This is a genomic window from Cupriavidus sp. HPC(L), from assembly GCF_000307735.3.
Taxonomy (GTDB): Bacteria; Pseudomonadota; Gammaproteobacteria; order Burkholderiales; family Burkholderiaceae; genus Cupriavidus.
Genome location: NZ_AMPR02000468.1, coordinates 1 through 16129, shown reverse-complemented (window position 1 = coordinate 16129; position 16129 = coordinate 1). Strand labels below are relative to the sequence as shown.

Below are 16129 nucleotides of genomic sequence, written 5' to 3'. Positions count from 1 at the left end.
GGTCTGCGCCATCCGCCGATGCGCGCCGCAGTCGTAGCTCTTGAGCGCGGCTACGCACTCCTCCTGCACGACGTTGCGCACCACGCTGTCGCACCATGCCGCGCCATGCGCCTGCAGGCCGATCGCGCCGGCCGATTCCGCCAGCAGCAGCACACGCTGCGCGACCTCGATGAATTCGGCGGCGCCTTTGGCGGTCCGGCGCAGGCTGTCCAGCGCCGTGGCGATCGCGTCGGACAGTTGGCGTGTCGGCAGGGCCTCGCGCGGGTCCTCCTCCGGCGCGAGCGCCATGCCGTGCACGGCCATCAGCGATTCCATGCGCGCGAGCGCCTGGAACAGACAATGCGCGCGCTCGAGCATGCGCAATGGCGAGGCTTTCGACACGCACTGCGTGCCGAGATCGAACAGCGCGGCGCGCAGCAGCACCTGCGCCCGCGGCGCCCACTGCGACAGATGCTCGCGCACCATCGCCGCTTCGAGCCGATCGATCGCCGCATCGAGTACCGCGCCACCGCGCCCGCCGGCGGGCAGCAGGCGCCGTGCATGATGTGCGTAGCAAAAGCCCTCCTTCCAATGGCTGCCGCGCATCCACACGCGCACCAGCGCCTCGTACAACGCGACCATGTCGTCGCGGCGGGTCTGGTCCAGCGCCGGGTACCGCTGCAGCAGCAGGCGCAGGCAGGACAGGCAGGCCTTGGCGCAGTCGGCATCGGCGTCCCGATACAGCGCGGACAGCTTGCGCAGCAGCCGCGCCTCGCCACCCGCCGGTGGTACTTGCGCGCGCAGCATGGCCGCGATGCCTTGCAAGCCTTGCTGGACCGTCATGCTGTCGCGGTCGGCGGCGCCGCCCTCGCCGATGCGGCCCTCGGCGTCGGCAGCGTCGGTGGCATCGCTGACGCCGGTGGCGATGCGCTGCGCCGCACGCAGACCGCCGGCCCGCAGCACGCCCAGCACGGCCGGGTCGTACGGCACCTGCGCGGCGAGGTCGAGCGGCGTCAAGCCCTGCCGGTTCCTGGCCGTGCCATCGGCGCCCGCCTCCAGCAGGCAGGTCACGATCACGCGCCAATCGTCGGCGTCGTGGCGCGCCGCGGCGCGCACGGCCCAGTGCAGCGGCGCGTCCCCTTCGTCGTCGGCGGTGCGTGCCAACGCGGGCCTGCCGGCCAGCAGATCCTTGACCCGCCGCCGGTCGCCGGCGAAGACGGCTTCGCGCAGCGCTTGCGGCTCGATGTCGCGCCCGGGGTCGCACCCGGGGTCGCGCTGGCCGTTGCGCTGCAGGTTGTTCTGAATCTCGCGCTCGATGTCTCGCGCCAGGCCGGCCCCGAGCTGGACCAGCGTGCCGATACGTGTGCCGACGGTGCTCAACATGGCGATGGACCTCCCGGACCCGCTCCGTTTGTCGTTCGCTCCACCGGACGGCGGACACCGGCGGCGCAGCGAACGGTAGGCGATGCCATCGCCGCCAACCAGTTGGCACTGACCATTCGCGACAGAGACGATGCCAATTCCGACAGGGCGGCAAACCGGGGCCGTTAGATTCGGACCCCATTCGGTCGCCCCTGCGCGGGTCGCCCGGAATGCGCAACCGTAATGCGCGCCCGTATTGCGCGCCCAACTTGCGCGCCCGTATTGCACCTCCGTATTGCGCCCGTCTCAGCCGGAGATCGCCATGCTGTCCATATCCGCTCACAACGCCCTGAGCGCGCGCGCCGACGCGCTGACGCAGCAGATGGCGCGGGCCGCCATCGCCCACCATCCGGTGGTGTCACCGATCGAGGAACTGGAGCGATGGCTGAGCCGGCGCTCACAGGTGCTGCATCTTCAGTTGACGCTGCTGCGCGATGCCGAGGCCGAGACCGAGGCCGCCGAAAGGACCGCCGAACGGGCCATCGGCACGCAGCAGGCGCAGCAGGCTTTGACGCAGCACTATCTCACCGAGCTGGACGCGCTGGCCGCGACGATCGCAGCCCGCTATCGCGAAACCATCGAGGCGCGCATGCCCGATACGAAGACCGCGCAGGTCGTGGCCGAGGACGGCAGTGGCTTCGTCCCGCTCGACGCCGGCGAACTGGCGCGCCGGGTCGCGCGCTTTGGCCAACGTCTGGACGACGAGATGGCCGTGCACCGGCGCTTCGCCTTCGGGCCGCCGCAGCGGTGGGCGGCGTTGCGCGCGGATCTCGAGCACGAATGGAGCGCGCTCGAAGCGATGCTGTGCGAGCTGAAGGAACAGCTCGACGCCTTGAACCTGCCCACGGTCGAGCAGCAGGCGCGCATTGCGCAGGCGGTGGCGCGGCTGCGTGGCGAGCGCCATGCCGGCGTGGTCGATGCGGGGCTGCATCAGGGCTGGCTGCAGGCCTGCCGCGAGGGCCGGCTCGATGTGGTTCAGGCGGTCGTGCAGACCGTGCCGCAAGGCGAGCGCCGCGCCTTTGTCGACCGTGCCGGCCCCGACGGCCGCAACGCCTTCCATCTCGCCTGCGAGCATCACGAATTCGCGCTCGCGGTATCGCTGTTGAAGCTTGGCGCCGATCCGCACAGGCGGACCGAGGCCGGCCGCCTGCCGATGCAGCTGGCCACGCACGAGGACCATGGCGAACGCACGCGCACGCTGCTGGCGTGGCTGAAGATCCAGGGCGCCGACCCCTTGGCGCGCGACGACAATGGGCGCAGCGCGCTGAACGAGGCCGCCTATCACGGCAACCGCGCGGCGATCGGCTGGCTGCTCGAACAGGGCGCGAGCCTGGCCGAGCGCGACCGGCAGCAACGCACGCCGCTGCATGCGGCCGCCGCCTCGGGCCATGCAGCGACGGTGTCGCTGCTGCTGTCGCGCGGCGCGGACCCGCAGGCGCGCAACGGCGCGGGTGAGCGGCCGATCTTCGAGGCCTGCAGGGCGGGACGGGTCGATGCGATGCGGGCCTTCCTCGACGCCGGCCTGTGGCTCGACGCGGACGAGCGCCGGCAGTTGCAGCAAGGCGGGATGGTCGGCGAGACCGCGGTCGCGCAAGCCTGCGGTACGCCGCTGCGGGCCGCGCTGGCGCAGACGGTGCCGGCCGTGCACGCCGGAGTCCATGCCGCGGTCAACGCCGCCGCGATGGGCGCCCACGGGACAACGGCAGGGGAAGGAATGAAAGGGAAGGCGGAGCAGCGGGTCGCAACGGCGGCCGCTGCCGCGGACCTGACCTCGAAGGCGAGGCCGGTGCCGCGTCTGCCGCCGGCGCTGCGGCGCCTGCGGCAATGGTTCTGATCGCTGCGCGCCGGGGGAGCGCGCAGCCCGGACAGACGAGGCTTACTTCTTGTAGTTGGCCACGCCGTCGGTGATTTCCTTGTGCGCTTCCTCGATGCCGCCCCAGCCCTCGACCTTGACCCACTTGCCGGCCTCGAGCGCCTTGTAGTTCTCGAAGAAGTGCTTGATCTGGTCCAGCGTGTTCTGCGGCACGTCCGACAGGCCCTTCATGTAGGCCGTGGCCGGCGACAGCTTGTCGACCGGCACCGCCACCAGCTTGGCGTCAACGCCGGCTTCGTCGGTCATCTTCAGCATGCCCAGCGCGCGGCAGCGCACCACGGCGCCGGCCAGGATCGGGAACGGGGTGATCACCAGCACGTCGACCGGGTCGCCGTCGCCCGACAGCGTCTGCGGAATGAAGCCGTAGTTGGCCGGATAGCGCATGCCGGTGCCGATGAAGCGGTCGACGAACAGCAGGCCGGTTTCCTTGTCGGCCTCGTACTTGACCGGATCGCTCTGGGCCGAGATCTCGATGATCACGTTGAAGTCGTTCGGGATGTCCTTGCCCGGCGGGACGAGATTGAAGCTCATGCGGTTCTCCAGATGCCTGTGTTCGGCCGGTATTTGGCCAAGGTTTGACGATGGCCGGCATTATAGCGGCTCGGTCTGACCCGGAACCGACAGGCGGACGACACGCGGCAACCGGCCTGCGCAGGCCTGTGCCGGCGCCGTGCGTTGCGGTCACCCGGTCCGGCTGGGCGATAATGCCGGCTTGGAATTTCAGCCGGAGCATGACGATGCACGCCCAGCACTTCGTTGCCAACCGCCTGATGGCGCCGGATTCCGGCATGCGCATCAAGGTGTTCGACCCCTCCACCGGCGCGCCCTTCGCCGAGATCGCGCGCGGCAACGCGACCGATATCAACGCCGCGGTCTATGCCGCGCGCCAGGCCTTCGATGGCGTCTGGGGCGCGTTGGCCGCCGCCGAGCGCGGCCGGCTGCTGACCGACCTGGCGCGCAAGCTCGCCGAGCACGAGGCCGAACTGGCCGCGCTCGAGGCGCGCGACACCGGCAAGCCGCTGAGCCAGGCGCACGCCGATGCCCGCGCGATCGCCCGCTATTTCGAGTTCTACGCCGGCGCGGCCGACAAGCTGCACGGCCAGACCATCCCGTATCAGAACGGCTATACGGTGCTGACCGTGCGCGAGCCGCATGGCGTCACCGGCCATATCGTGCCGTGGAACTATCCGCTGCAGATCTTCGGCCGCAGCGTCGGCGCGGCGCTGGCCGCCGGCAACGCCAGCGTGGTCAAGCCCGCCGAGGACGCCTGCCTGTCGCTGCTGCGCGTGGCGGAACTGGCCGCCGAGGTGGGGCTGCCCGAGGGCGCGCTGAACGTCGTGACGGGCTATGGGCACGAGGCCGGCGCGGCGCTGGCGCGCCATCCCGGCATCGACCACCTGTCGTTCACCGGCTCGCCGCAGACCGGCAGGATGGTCGCGCAGATGGCCGCCGAGAACCATGTGCCGGTCACGCTCGAGCTGGGCGGCAAGTCGCCGCAGATCGTGTTCGCGGACGCCGATGTCGATGCGCTGGTGCCGGTCGTGGTGCGCGGCATCGTGCAGAACGCCGGGCAGACCTGCTCGGCCGGCAGCCGGCTGCTGGTCGAGCGGCCGCTGTACGACGCGCTGCTGGACCGGCTGGCGATGGTGTTCGAGTCGCTGCGGGTCGGCCCCGCCGAGCAGGACCTCGAATGCGGACCGCTGATCAGCCGCAAGCAGCAGCAGCGGGTCTGGGACTTCGTCTCCGACGCGCAGCACGCCGGCATTCCGGTGATGGCGCAGGGCCAGATCGTCGCCGACGCGCCGGAAACCGGCTACTACCAGGTGCCGATGCTGCTGCGCGACGTGCCGGCGACGCACCGGCTGGCGCAGGAAGAGGTGTTCGGCCCGCTGCTGGCGGCGATGCCCTTCGACGACGAGCAGGACGCGATCGCGCTGGCCAACGGCACGCCCTATGGGCTGGTCGCCGGCATCTGGACGCGCGACGGCGCGCGCCAGTTGCGGCTGGCCCGCAAGGTGCGCGCGGGCCAGGTCTTCATCAACAACTATGGCGCCGGCGGCGGCGTCGAATTGCCGTTCGGCGGCTCCGGACAGTCGGGCCACGGGCGCGAAAAGGGTTTCGAGGCGCTATACGGCTTCACCACCCTCAAAACCATCGCCATCCACCATGGGTAATATCAATTTCCTCTCGGTCGCCTTCGCCATCTTTTTTTTCTGGATGGCCTGGCACGTCAACCACAAGCGCGCCACCAATCCGTCTGGCATGCCGCGGCTGCAGGTGTTCAAGCGCAAATGGGGCGAAACGATCGGCGACCGGGTCCACTGGTGCCTGTATGTGGCGCTGCCGTTCCTGCTGGCGCTGATGATGGTGGCCAATGCGCTGCGGGGGCGCGGGCCGTTCTCGGGCTAGGCTGGCCGCGGCCGGACGGTGGCGGCGATGGCCGCCGTCGGCTGGTTTCTTGTGCGGGGATCCGTGCGTAATACCGGACGAATATCAAGGGCGGGAACGTCGAGCTTCCCTCAGATCGCCACCATCTCGAAGTCTTCCTTGCGGGCGCCGCATTCCGGGCAGGTCCAGTTGATCGGCACATCCTCCCACTTGGTTCCGGGCGGGATGCCGTCTTCGGGCGCGCCGGCGGCTTCATCGTAGATCCATCCGCAAATCAGGCACATCCAGGTCTTGTATTCCATAGGGTGGTGACGTCTCGATTAAAATTCAGCGCAGATGGTACCGAATCGACGCGCGGCGCGCCACCGGCATCCCGGTATTTGGCGCCGATATCGATGGCGATTGACGCGGATTGCGGCCGATCGCATACGGTTCGCGCGAATTGGCGTCCGCCCGCATCCGTCCCCGGCAGCGCCGCCCCTCCTCCTCCAGGCAGATCACGACATGTCACGAAACCAGCAGCTTTTCGACCGCGCCCAGCAGACCATTCCCGGCGGCGTCAATTCGCCGGTGCGGGCGTTCCGCTCGGTCGGCGGCACGCCACGCTTCATCCAGCGCGCCGAAGGTCCCTATATGTGGGATGCGGACGGCCAGCGCTATATCGACTACATCGGCTCGTGGGGCCCGATGATCGTCGGCCACGCCCATCCGGACGTGGTCCGGGCCGTGCAGCAGGTCGCCGCCGGCAGCTTCTCGTTCGGCGCGCCGACCGAGGCCGAGATCGAGATGGCCGAGGAAATCTGCAAGCTGGTGCCGTCGATCGAGCAGGTGCGGCTGGTGTCGTCGGGCACCGAGGCAACCATGAGCGCGCTGCGGCTGGCGCGCGGCTTCACCGGGCGCGATCTGATCATCAAGTTCGAAGGCTGCTATCACGGCCATGCCGACAGCCTGCTGGTCAAGGCCGGCTCGGGCCTGCTGACCTTCGCCGACACCACGCAGAACGCGCCGTCGTCGGCCGGCGTGCCGGCGGACGTCACGCGCCACACGATGGTGCTCGAGTACAACAACGTCGAGCAGCTGGAACAGGCCTTCGCCACCCACGCCGGCGAGATCGCCGCGGTGATCGTCGAGCCGGTGGCCGGCAACATGAACCTGGTGCGCGCCAGCGATGCCTTCCTGCAGGCGATGCGCAAGCTGTGCAGCGCCGATGGGGCCGTGCTGATCTTCGACGAGGTCATGACGGGCTTTCGCGTCGCGCTGGGCGGCGCGCAGGCGCACTACGGCATCACGCCCGACATGACGTGCCTGGGCAAGGTGATCGGCGGCGGCATGCCGGCGGCGGCCTTCGGCGGCCGCCGCGACATCATGGCCAAACTGGCGCCGCTGGGCGGCGTCTACCAGGCCGGCACGCTGTCGGGCAACCCGCTGGCGGTGGCGGCCGGCATGGCGACGCTGAAGCTGATCCAGGCGCCGGGCTTCCACGACCGGCTCGCCGCGCAAACCCGCAAGCTTGCCGATGGCCTGCTAGAGGCCGCGCGCGCCGCGGGCGTGCCGTTCGCCGCGGATTCGGTCGGCGGCATGTTCGGCCTGTATTTCCGCGAGGGCGTGCCGGCCAGCTTTGCCGAGGTCACGCAATGCGATACCGCGCGCTTCAACCGCTTCTTCCACGCGATGCTCGACAACGGCGTCTACCTGGCGCCGTCCGCCTTCGAGGCGGGCTTCGTCGGCGCGCAGCACGACGACGCGATCCTCGAGGCAACCTTCGAGGCCGCGCGCCGGGCGTTCGCCGCGCTGTAAGGCCGCGGTCTTCCCGAGGGGCCCTGCGCAAGGGCCCTGCGCAAGGGCCCGCTCCGTGGATGCATCAAGCGGCTGGTGCGCTACACTGCTGGCGTTCCGATGATCCACGGAGTTTTCCGATGCGCGCCTTCCTTTCTTCGTCGCCGACCTTCGCTTCGTCGCGATTCTCCCTGTCGTCGCTGCGGCCGCTGCGCTGGCTGCTGCTGGCCTGGCTGGCGAGCCTGCTGAGCGCCTGCGGCTACAACGACTTCCAGGCCAAGGACGAAGCCATCAAGGCGGCCTGGGGCGAGGTCGTCAACCAGTACCAGCGCCGCGCCGACCTGATTCCGAACCTGGTCAATACCGTCAAGGGCTACGCCTCGCATGAGCGCGAGACGCTCGAGGCCGTGACCCGCGCGCGCGCCACCGCCACCAGCATCCAGGTCACGCCGGAGACGCTGAACGACCCGCAGGCCTTCCAGCGCTTCCAGCAGGCGCAGGGCGAACTGAGCGGCGCGCTGTCGCGGCTGCTGGCGGTCGCCGAGAACTATCCGCAGCTCAAGGCCGACGCCGCCTTCCGCGACCTGCAATCGCAGCTGGAAGGAACGGAGAACCGCATCACGGTCGCGCGCCAGCGCTATATCGCCGCGGTGCGCGACTACAACGTGCTGGCCCGCAGCTTCCCAACCAATCTGACCGCGATGATCTTCAACTACGAGGTCAAGCCCTCGTTCACCGTCGAGAACGAGAAGGCGATCTCGACCCCGCCCGCGGTCAAGTTCTGATCCTCGTGCCGATGATCTTCGCCGCAGGACTCCGGCGATGGCTGCGCGCAGCGCCGGCGTCGATGCTGATGCCGATGCTGGTGCCGGTGCTTGCGCCGATGCTCGCGCTGGCGATGCTGCTCGGCGTGGCCGGCGCGGCGCAGGCACAGGCGCAGGCCGACGGCTTCGTCGCCGTGCCGCCGCTGACCCAGCGCGTCACCGACCTGACCGGCACGCTGGCGCCCGCGCAGCGCAGCGCGCTGGAAAACGTGCTGGGCGAATACGAGCGCACGCGCGGCAGCCAGATCTTCGTGCTGATGGTGCCGACCACCGATCCGGAAACGATCGACGCCTACGGCATCCGCGTGGCCGACGCCTGGCGTGCCGGCCGCCAGGGCATCGACGATGGCGTGATCGTGCTGATCGCCAAGGACAATCCGCCCGGGCTGCGCAAGATGCGGCTCGAAGTCGGCCGCGGCGTGCAGGGCTCGCTGACCGATGCGATGTCCAAACGGATCCTGCAGGACATCATGGCGCCGCATTTCCGCCAGAACGATTTCTATGGCGGCCTGGCGGCCGGCATCTCGGCGATCCAGGCGACCATCGACAAGGAAGGCTTGCCCGGGCCGCAGGCGCGCAAGCAGGCTCGGCAGAGCGGACTGGACGACTGGCTGCCGGTGCTGTTTCCGCTGCTGATCATCGCCTTCTTCCTGTTCTCGGCGACGCGCGGACGCCGGCGCCAGATCGTCGTCGGCCGGCGCGGCTGGGATACGGCTGCCGGCACGCTGGGGGGACTCGGCGGCCTCGGTGGCCTCGGTGGCGGCTGGGGCCGCCATCATGGCGGCGGCGGCTTCGGTGGTGGTGGTTTTGGTGGCGGTGGCGGCTTCGGCGGTGGAGGCGGCGGCGGCTTCGATGGGGGCGGCGCCTCCGGCAACTGGTAAGGGAACGACATCATGCCCACCCCTTCCCGCTCACCCTCCCCCTCGCGCGGCCTGCGGCGCGCGCTGCGCCATGCGCTGACCCCGGTCTCGTTCGCGCACCGGCACTTCCCGCCCGATGCCTTGTCGCGGCTGCAACGCGCGGTGCGCGACGGCGAACGCCAGCATCGCGGCGAAGTGCGCGTGGTGATCGAGTCGAGCCTGCCGGCGGCGCAGGCCTGGGCCGGCGTGACGCCGCGCGAGCGCGCCCGCGCGCTGTTCGCCGCGCTCGAGGTCTGGGACACCGCCGACCACACCGGCGTGCTGCTCTATATCAACCTGGCCGATCATGCGGTCGAGCTGCTGGCCGACCGCGGTATCGATGCGCGCGTGGACCACGAGACCTGGGCCGCGCTGTGCCAGTCGCTGGCGCACGGCCTCGCCACCGACCTGTCGATCGAGCCGGTATTGGCCACCGTGGCGCAGGTCCACGCGCTGCTGGCCCGGCACTTTCCCCAGCACGGCGACGGCAATCCGAACGAGCTCGACGACCGCCCGATCGTGCTGTAGCGCGGCGCTACGCTAGGCCGCCGCGGCCGCGCCGCGATACCGCCGCGCGCCCATCCAGTACCAGATCGCCGCCAGCACCTGCAAGCCGACCAGCACGGCCCATGCCGCCAGATGGGCGCGCACCGGATAGCGGCCCTGCACCGCCGGCCACAGGTCGAGCACCATGCCGATGCCGAGCTGGCAGACGAAGATCGCCAGGAATACCGTCAGCGTCAGCGCGGTGGTCGCACGCCCGATCATCGCGCCGTCGAACTGGCGCGCCAGCACCGCGTAAGTCAGGATGCCGGTCGAGCCGAACACGCCGTAGCCGGCCCACAGCAGCCAGGCCGGCAACGGCGCGCCGGCCATCAGCAGCGCCTGCACCACGATGAACATCGTCATGCCGGCCCCGGCGAACGCGTAGAGGCTGACGCCGAGCCGCTCCAGATGGCGTGCCGCCCAGCCGGTTACCACGCAGCCGCCCATCATCGCGAAGCCGATCAGCGAAACCAGCCGCGCCGCCTGCGCCGGCCCGACGCCGCCGACATCGCGCAGGAAGGCGCCGACCCACAGGCTCTGCACCGCCAGGAATACGCCCTGGTTCAGCAGCGTCAGCGGCACCACGCGCCAGAACGGCGCGCTGCGCAGGATCGCGACGGTGCCGCGCCATTGCGCGCCGAGGCTTTCGCGCGCGCCGGGCCGCACCGCCTCCGGTGCGCCGAACCACAGCAGCAGCGCCATCGCCAGCGTGACGCCGCCCAGTCCCATGCAGACCGCGCGCCAGTCGACCAGCGACAACAGCCAGTCGAGCGGCGTACCGACGACCACCGCGCCGAGACCGCCGATCGCCATCACCAACCCGTTCAGCAGCGGCATGCGCGACAGCGGAAACCACATCGACAGTGCCTGGATCGCGGCCCCGAGGCAGACCGACACGCCGACGCCGATCAGCATGCGCCCGGCCGCCAGCGCCGCCATGCCCTCGCCCAGCGCGAACAGCAGCGTGCCGGCCGCCGCCACCAGCAGCAGCGCGGCCTCGGTACGGCGCGGGCCGAAGCGGTCCAGCAGCAGGCCGGCTGGCAGTTGCGCGCAGGCAAAGCCGAGGAAATAGCAACTGGTCAGCAGGCCGAGATCGGCGGCAGACAGCCCCAACTCCCGCGACAGATACGGCGCGAAGCCGAAATTGACGCCCCGGTAGACGTAGGAAACGAAGAAGCCGAGCGAGAAGATCGCCAGCACGCGCCAGCGCAGGGCGCTGGCGGCGGCGGGAAGGCCCGACGGGAGGCCGGAAGGAGAATGCGTTGCGGTTGTCATGCGCGGATTGTCCGCGCTCCGGCGTGCCGGCACCAACGAAGAATTCCAGCCCGGATTGTGAGTAGAATTTGACGGCGCGCGTCCGATTGTGCCGCTTCCTCCATCTTTTTTTCCCTCGTCTCTTCCATCGACCCATGGCCCAGGTTCCGCATCTTCCCCCGCTGCAGGCGCTGCGCGCGCTGGAGGCGGCGGCGCGCCATCGCAGCTTCTCGCGCGCCGCCGAGGAACTGGCGTTGACGCACAGCGCGATCAGCCACCATGTGCGCGCGCTGGAGCAGAGCCTGGGCACCAAGCTGTTCCAGCGCGCCGGCGCCCGCATGCTGCCGACCAGCGTCGGCGCGCGGCTGGCCGAACGGGTCCGCGCCGCACTGGACGGGCTGCAGCAGGCGCTGAACGAGGCCGGCGGGGAGGGCGAGCAACCCGCGGTCCGGCTCGAGGTCAGCGTGATGGCGGACCTGGCCAACGCCTGGCTGATCCGGCGGCTGCCGAGCCTGTACGAGGCGATGCCGATGCTAGACGTGCACCTGCGCCTGCACGCCGAGATCCCGCCGCCGGACCCGTATTCGGTCGACGTCGGCATCTGGCACCAGCGCGTCGACCTGCCCGGCTTCGAATGCCACCGGCTGATCGAGGACACCGTGATCGCGGTGGCCAGCCCCGCGCTGCTGGCCCGCTATCCCGGCTTCACGGTGACGGACCTGCCGCGCCTGCCGATGCTGCGCTTCGCGCTGCGCTCCTGGCGGGACTGGCTCGAGCAGGCTGGCCTGCCGACCCACGAGCCGGAGCGCGGGCCGATCTTCCAGGATGCCGGCATGCTGCTGCAATCGGCGGTCGCCGGCGTCGGCGTGGCGACGGCGCGCGCGTTGCTGGCGCACGACTACCTGGTCAGCGGCGCGCTGGTGCAGATTGGCGCCACGCGGATTCCGTCGACGCTGCAGTACTGGATGATCTGGCGCGAAGGCCATCCGCACGAAAGCGCGATCCGGCGCATGCACGCGTGGCTGCGCCAGCAGATCGAGGCGTCGCGCCTGCCCGACGGCAATGCCGATGCCGGTGCCGATGCCGATGCCAGTGCGCTCGACTGACACAGCGGCGTATCGGCGGGGGCCAGCCAGGTAACCCTTTCGCGTCGCGTGTTTCACAGCCGGAACACTTCGGCCGGGCGCGGATCCGCGGCGCCGTAGGCGCACCGCTTACGTCAAATGGATGAGTCTTGCGCCCTTATGTGGCACACATGCGCAGCCGGTGTCACCAGTTCGCCCTCACCGGCTCATGCGCACGCCGCCCATCCAGCCGATGCCACCATGCCGCGGCGCATGCAGCGCTCCGAGTCGCCGTTTCCCCGGTAGTGCAGTGCTGTAAAGGTTTTGCAACCATTTGGCTCGGCTGGCGGACCTGCTGCCCCATCGGAGAAAACCCTTCCCCGCTGCCAGTGCGGATGAAGTCATGTGCCAGGTGTCCGACGAAAACTGCCTTTTTCGCTACTTTCGGACCGAAGAATAAGAATCGTTCGCCTCATCCTTCGCGCCTTATGCACTGGAGTGCATCGCCCCGCGGCCGGGCCTCGTTCCATGCCGGATACAAGGTGTTACAAGATCCCGTCGATGTAACAAGTGCACGAAAGTAAACGTCATAAAAATCAACGCCTTATGGCGCGTGGCACGCTCATCGCTGAGCGAATCGTTACAAAACGCGTGCGGCCTCATGCAAGGCACGCCGCAACGCCGGGCAGATAAAGGCGGCACCACGACCGCCATGCGCGGCGCCACAACACAGGCGATGCGCCACTGGCCACTGGTCATTTCGAAGCAGCGGTCGGGCAATGGGAGGGTCTGCTCATTGCCTGGTTGGGGATGGGCGTCTTCGCGCAAGCGGAGAGCGGCGACGGGCACGTCTGTCTGGGACGGCTTGGCGCCGGCCGGAACCGAGGCGGGCGCGGGCCTTTCCCCGCGCCCGCCTCGGCAATAAGAAGAATCCGGGGGAATCATCATGAGCGGCTCCATCACCCGCCCGCTGCTGTTCGTATCGCAGCACCACGAGGCCAATCTTTGCCGCTTCCTCAGCCAGCGTGGCTGGAAGCTGCTGTTCGCCGCCAACGCGCACGAAGTCGAAGCGCACCCGCTCGAGGAGCAGCCGATCGCCGGCCTGCTCGACCTGAGCGGCGAGATCGACGACATCGAACTGGAGGCGCTCGAGCCCTGGTTCGCGCAGCCCAATGTCGCGTGGATCGCGATGGTCGACTGCCGCGACCGGCTGACCCCGACCGCCCGCCGGCTGCTGGGGCTGTATTTCATCGACTATCTGACCGCACCGTTCGAATCGGTGACACTGGCGCAGCGGCTGGGGCACGCCTGGGGCATGGTGCAACTGCGCCAGGACAGCCAGGCGCCCAATGCGCGTGCACTGGGTCCATCGGGCATGGTCGGCGAATGCGAGGCGATGCAGGCGCTGTTCCGCGGCATCACCAAGGTCGCGCGCTGGGACGCACCGGTGCTGATCGGCGGCGAATCGGGAACCGGCAAGGAACTGGCCGCGCAGGCGATTCATCGCGCCTCGGCGCGTGCCGCGCAGCCCTTCGTCGCGCTGAACTGCGCGGCGATCCCGCCCGCGCTGCTGCAGTCCGAGCTGTTCGGCTACGAGCGCGGCGCGTTCACCGGCGCGCTCAAGCGCAAACCCGGCCGCATCGAGCTGGCCCAGGGCGGCACGCTGTTTCTCGACGAGATCGGCGACATGCCGCTGGAGAGCCAGACCAGCCTGCTGCGCTTTCTCGAGACCGGCTGCATCGAGCGGTTGGGCGGCACCGAATCGGTCGCCGTCGATGCGCGCATCGTGTCGGCCACGCACGTCGACCTCGAGGCCGCCGTGACCGCCGGCCGCTTCCGCCAGGACCTGTATCACCGGCTGTGCGTGCTGCGCATCCGTCAGCCCGCGCTGCGCGAGCGCGGCGGCGACATCGTGCTGCTGGCCGAACACATCCTGAACGAGATTCGCCGCCAGTCGCCGGCCCGCATCAAGGGCTTTTCCAACTCGGCGATGCGCGCGCTGACCGTGCATCGATGGCCAGGCAATGTGCGCGAACTGATCAACCGGATCCGCCATGCCGCGGCGATGTGCGAGGGCGGCGTGATCCGCCCCGCCGATCTCGACCTGCAGCCGCCCGCCGAGACGCATCCCTGCACGCTGGCCGCGGTGCGCGAGGCCGCCGAGTGCAACGCGATCCGCGAAGCGCTGCAACGCCATCACGAGCGGCTGATCGATGTGGCGGCCGAGCTCGGCGTATCGCGCGTTACGCTGTTCCGGATGATGCGCGACTACAAGCTGCAGGTACGCCGGCAGGACCTCGGACTGGTGGTGCGCGAGGGCTGAGCGCCCTCGCACCATCGCGTCCCGTGACCGATCGCGCCCGAAGGCCGCCCGCATGCCATCCGCCAGCCCGCTGCCGCACGCCGCCGTCCGCCACACCGGCCTGCGCTACCTGCTGGTCGGCGCCAGCAATTCCGCGCTAGGCTTCGCCGCGATCTGGCTCGCGCTGCGCGGACTGGACTGGCAGCCGGCCGCGGCCAACGCGGCCGGCTATGCGGTGGGCTTCCTGTGGAGCTACGCGCTGAACCGGCGCTGGACGTTCGCGCATCGCGGCGATGTGCCCGCCAGCCTGTGGCGGTTCGGCATCGTTTGCGCGCTCGGCTACGCGGCGAACCTGGCGATGGTACTGATGTTGTCCGGCGAGCTGGGACCGCGCAGCCTGCTCGCGCAATGCGGCGGCATGATTGTCTATACCGTGCTGACGTATCTGGGCGCGCGGCATTGGGCGTTTCCGCAGAGGCGGACGATGCAGGGACGAACGACGGCGGCCATGCGAGCGCCCGGCCCTTTCCCCGGCCCTTTCCCCGGCCCTTTCCCCGACCCTCTCCCCGACCCTCTCCCGCGAGCGGGAGAGGGAGAACACCATACGGGCGAGGAAGAACACCATGCGCCCGGTCGTGGCTCGGCAGGCGCCGGCCCCCGCGCGTCCCCTCTCCCGCTTGCCGGAGAGGGGTTGGGGGAGAGGGCAACAGGCGTTCGCCCCACGCGCACGCGCGCCGCTGGCCTTCGCGCCATTGCCAATCGGCTCCCGCTGCTCGCGCTGGTCGCCGCGGGCGCGACGCTCCCCTGGCTCGCCCCGTATCCCGCGATGATCGACCTGCCGCAGCATGCCGGCCAGGTCGCCGCGCTGCGCGATCTGCTGGCCGGCACCTCGCCATGGCGGCACGAGCTGCGCATCAATCCGTTCACGCCCTATCTGCTCGGCTATGGCGCCGGGCTGGCGCTGTCGTGGTGGATGCCGGTGACGGCCGCGCTGAAGCTGCTGCTGTCGGCGGCATACCTGGCCTATGTCGGCGCCGGTATCGCGCTGCGCCGGCGCGTCGGCGCCGATGCGCGGCTCGACTGGCTGTTCGTGCCGGGCTTCTTCGGCTTCGCCTATGAATGGGGCTTCCTGACCTTCCTGCTGGCGGTGCCGCTGGGCCTGCTGTTCCTGCTGCCCGCCTGGCGTCACGCGCGGACGCCGACGCTGCGGACCGGCGCGGCGATCGTGCTCGGCGGCGCGCTGCTGTTCGTCGCGCATGGGCTGGTGTTCCTGTTCGCCGGCGCGGTGGGCGCTGCCAGCGTGCTGTTCGCATTCGCCCGCCATGACGGCTCACGACCGACGACCCCGGCACCACCGACGCCGCGCAGCTTGCTGTTCGCGCTGATGCCCTACGCGGTGCTGGCGCTGCTCGCGCTGCTGTATGCCGGCCATGCGCAGCGGCTCGAAGCCACGCTCGACTACGCATGGCCGGCCATCGAATGGCGCTGGGACTGGATGCGCTTGCCGCTGCTGCTGGTGTCGCCCTGGGGCGCGTGGTCGACGCATCTGCCCTTCGCACTGGCCACACTGCTGATGCTGGCGGCGCCGTGGGCGATGGGCCTGCGGCCGCGCTGGCATCTGCCGCACGCCTGGCTGCCCCTCGCCGCCGTGCTGCTGATCTGGCTGTGCGTGCCGCACTACGCGATGCGCACCGCCTTCCTGTTCCAGCGCTTCGGGATCCTGCTGCTGCCCTGCTATGCGTTGCTGTTCGCGATGCCGGCCGGCACTGCCGGCCCGAGGCGCGCGATGCGCGCGCGTTGGT

General features: G+C 70.0%; 14 protein-coding genes. 10 read left to right on the top strand and 4 right to left on the bottom strand.

Features of this window, described 5'->3' with window-relative positions:
• Window positions 1–1362: ankyrin repeat domain-containing protein (locus tag B551_RS24480; protein ID WP_043442725.1), on the bottom strand; the 1362-nt coding region annotated here is incomplete at its 3' end.
• 301 nt (window positions 1363–1663) lie between these two features.
• Here B551_RS24480 and B551_RS24475 point away from each other — a divergent pair.
• Window positions 1664–3235 carry an ankyrin repeat domain-containing protein gene (locus B551_RS24475; RefSeq protein ID WP_023265212.1) on the top strand — a complete coding sequence of 524 codons (1572 nt, stop codon included), beginning with the start codon at window positions 1664–1666 and terminating at the stop codon, window positions 3233–3235.
• 42 nt (window positions 3236–3277) lie between these two features.
• Here B551_RS24475 and ppa read toward each other — a convergent pair whose 3' ends face one another.
• Window positions 3278–3805: an inorganic diphosphatase gene (gene ppa / locus B551_RS24470; protein ID WP_006577062.1), complete on the bottom strand. Its 528-nt coding sequence runs from the start codon at window positions 3803–3805 to the stop codon at window positions 3278–3280.
• A 206-nt stretch (window positions 3806–4011) separates the two neighbouring features.
• On the opposite strand from ppa, the gene B551_RS24465 reads away from it, so the two are divergent.
• Window positions 4012–5448, top strand: a complete 1437-nt coding sequence (locus B551_RS24465; RefSeq protein WP_006577063.1) for an aldehyde dehydrogenase family protein — start codon at window positions 4012–4014, stop codon at window positions 5446–5448.
• Window positions 5441–5683 carry a hypothetical protein gene (locus tag B551_RS24460; protein ID WP_006577064.1) on the top strand — a complete coding sequence of 81 codons (243 nt, stop codon included), beginning with the start codon at window positions 5441–5443 and terminating at the stop codon, window positions 5681–5683. Before B551_RS24465 ends, B551_RS24460 begins: the two co-directional genes overlap by 8 nt.
• A 110-nt stretch (window positions 5684–5793) precedes the next feature.
• On the opposite strand, the gene B551_RS24455 is transcribed toward B551_RS24460, so the two are convergent.
• The gene (locus B551_RS24455) at window positions 5794–5964 is read right to left on the bottom strand and encodes a rubredoxin (protein WP_006577065.1); all 171 of its coding nucleotides are present in this window, start codon (window positions 5962–5964) and stop codon (window positions 5794–5796) included.
• 202 nt (window positions 5965–6166) lie between these two features.
• Between B551_RS24455 and hemL the strand changes: the two genes are divergently transcribed.
• From hemL to B551_RS24435, 4 genes are all read left to right on the top strand, one after another.
• A complete protein-coding gene (gene hemL / locus B551_RS24450; protein WP_023265209.1) occupies window positions 6167–7459 on the top strand; it encodes a glutamate-1-semialdehyde 2,1-aminomutase in 1293 nt (430 codons plus the stop codon).
• Between the two features lie 119 nt (window positions 7460–7578).
• Window positions 7579–8223 carry a LemA family protein gene (locus B551_RS24445; RefSeq protein WP_006577066.1) on the top strand — a complete coding sequence of 215 codons (645 nt, stop codon included), beginning with the start codon at window positions 7579–7581 and terminating at the stop codon, window positions 8221–8223.
• A 98-nt stretch (window positions 8224–8321) separates the two neighbouring features.
• Entirely contained in the window at window positions 8322–9143 is an 822-nt protein-coding gene (locus B551_RS24440; protein WP_052511478.1) for a YgcG family protein, read from the top strand.
• Between the two features lie 12 nt (window positions 9144–9155).
• A complete protein-coding gene (locus tag B551_RS24435) occupies window positions 9156–9689 on the top strand; it encodes a TPM domain-containing protein (RefSeq protein WP_023265207.1) in 534 nt (177 codons plus the stop codon).
• A 12-nt stretch (window positions 9690–9701) separates the two neighbouring features.
• Here B551_RS24435 and B551_RS24430 read toward each other — a convergent pair whose 3' ends face one another.
• A complete protein-coding gene (locus tag B551_RS24430) occupies window positions 9702–10982 on the bottom strand; it encodes a nitrate/nitrite transporter (protein ID WP_006578214.1) in 1281 nt (426 codons plus the stop codon).
• Between the two features lie 134 nt (window positions 10983–11116).
• Between B551_RS24430 and B551_RS24425 the strand changes: the two genes are divergently transcribed.
• From B551_RS24425 to B551_RS25305, 3 genes are all read left to right on the top strand, one after another.
• A complete protein-coding gene (locus tag B551_RS24425) occupies window positions 11117–12067 on the top strand; it encodes a LysR substrate-binding domain-containing protein (protein ID WP_023265206.1) in 951 nt (316 codons plus the stop codon).
• 904 nt (window positions 12068–12971) lie between these two features.
• Window positions 12972–14348, top strand: coding sequence for a sigma-54 dependent transcriptional regulator (locus B551_RS24420; RefSeq protein ID WP_023265205.1), 1377 nt, complete (start codon window positions 12972–12974; stop codon window positions 14346–14348).
• Window positions 14349–14400: 52 nt separating this feature from the next.
• The coding region (locus tag B551_RS25305) for a GtrA family protein (protein WP_172682497.1) at window positions 14401–16129 on the top strand (1729 nt) is incomplete at its 3' end.